This is a genomic window from Abyssisolibacter fermentans, from assembly GCF_001559865.1.
GTDB lineage: Bacteria > Bacillota > Clostridia > Tissierellales > MCWD3 > Abyssisolibacter > Abyssisolibacter fermentans.
In genome coordinates, this window is sequence record NZ_LOHE01000114.1 from 1 (window position 1) to 1,579 (window position 1,579).

Here is a 1,579-nt window from a genome sequence, read left to right on the forward strand (position 1 = left end):
TATATTTTTTTGATTATATAAAGATGAAAAAATATAGGCATCAATGTCGTGCACAAAAAATGTCATGTAGCTTCTAAAGGAATTAATGGTTTGATTTCTTTAGGGTCAAGCGTTGTAAGATTTACAATGGAAATACTTCATTTATTTTCTTAACTCATAGATATAGGATCTCTCTTCTAATCTTCTACGGCTCCGTAAAGAGCTTGTTTCTTTTGATTTTGTAAAAGCATTGAAGAAACAAGTTCTTAAAGTCGCACTCCGAAGAAACATTAGAGAGATCCTAGTTACATAGTGGTTATACTTATTTAGCTACCAATTAGGGTCAAGTTTCAAGTATATTCAGATTTAAAACTTACAAAATACTAACTAATTAAACTGCAAATAAACTACTGTAAGCCACTTTTGTTTTGTTCGAGTTATTACTTGAGGTGGTGATTGAATAACAAATCCTTAAAGAGTTACAAGGAAATAAAGATCGCCAAAGAGAATTTCGAGATGTCAAACAGATAATTATTAGATATAAGAAGGATTATAAAATTATTGATAGAATATAATAAATTATGTCAAATGATACAATTAATGAGGGGGATTTATGAAATCAGCATTAACTGAAACGAAGTTTATTTACAATGTTATATTATCACAGAGGTACAAAAAGGGTATATTAAATGTTTTAGATGAAGTTATTGAAAATCCAAGGACATATACTTTGCAAGAATTATGGGAAATAGATAAAGATATAGGAGGAATAGGTGGATATTGTATGCCTTGTGATCCTAAGAAAAATCCTTTTCCGGGAGGAGAGTATAGAAAGTTATTTAGACCTCTACAATATGCACGTTCAAATATGGAGGTTAATAATATTCATATAAACGCAAGATATGTAATTCATAGTTCTGGGATGCATTTAGAAGAAGTTCTTAGATTTATGTTAAGCAAGTACAGTATTATTGGGAGAATTAGATATAGTAATACAACCTTAGGCAAAGCTACTAATATTCTTAGTAAGAGAAATAAGTTGCCAAATGAAATAGTAGAAGATTTGTTTAAGTTTATAGCTTTGTATAACAAATCTAAACATGAAATTAACCTTGATGATAAAAGAAAGAGACTTTTTATGGCTTCTGATGCTATAATAGGTTACTTAGGTGCAAGGATTATTGGTTACAGAATTTTAAAGATGATAGAACACGATTCAGTATTCTATAGTTATAACATAGATAATACTAAATTTGATAGTATATTTTAATAAACTATTAAGAGATTGATGCAAAGTAAAGAACATTATATACATATGTTATTGGTGTAAAAAATGTTGGAATTGTCTATTAGAATTTCTAAGGTAAATTTTTGAGGGATGTGTGGCTCACAGGTTTAGTATAAAGAAGCCATACAAGACATTTTTTTAACTCGGAGATGCCTATATTTTTCTGATTGTATAAAGATGAAAAAATATGGGCATCAATGTCGTGGTCAAAAAATGTCATGTAGCTTCTAAAGGAATTAATGGTTTAAGTTCTTTAGGGTAAGCCTTTGTGAGTATGAAGTTATTACATGATGATTATTCATTACCAAATGG

At 28.9% G+C, this 1,579-nt stretch carries 1 protein-coding gene; it reads left to right on the forward strand.

Going from position 1 to position 1,579, the window contains the following annotated elements:
- Positions 1-592: 592 nt before the first annotated feature.
- The gene (locus AYC61_RS20305; protein ID WP_066507620.1) at positions 593-1,249 is read left to right on the forward strand and encodes a hypothetical protein; all 657 of its coding nucleotides are present in this window, start codon (positions 593-595) and stop codon (positions 1,247-1,249) included.
- Positions 1,250-1,579 lie beyond the last annotated feature (330 nt).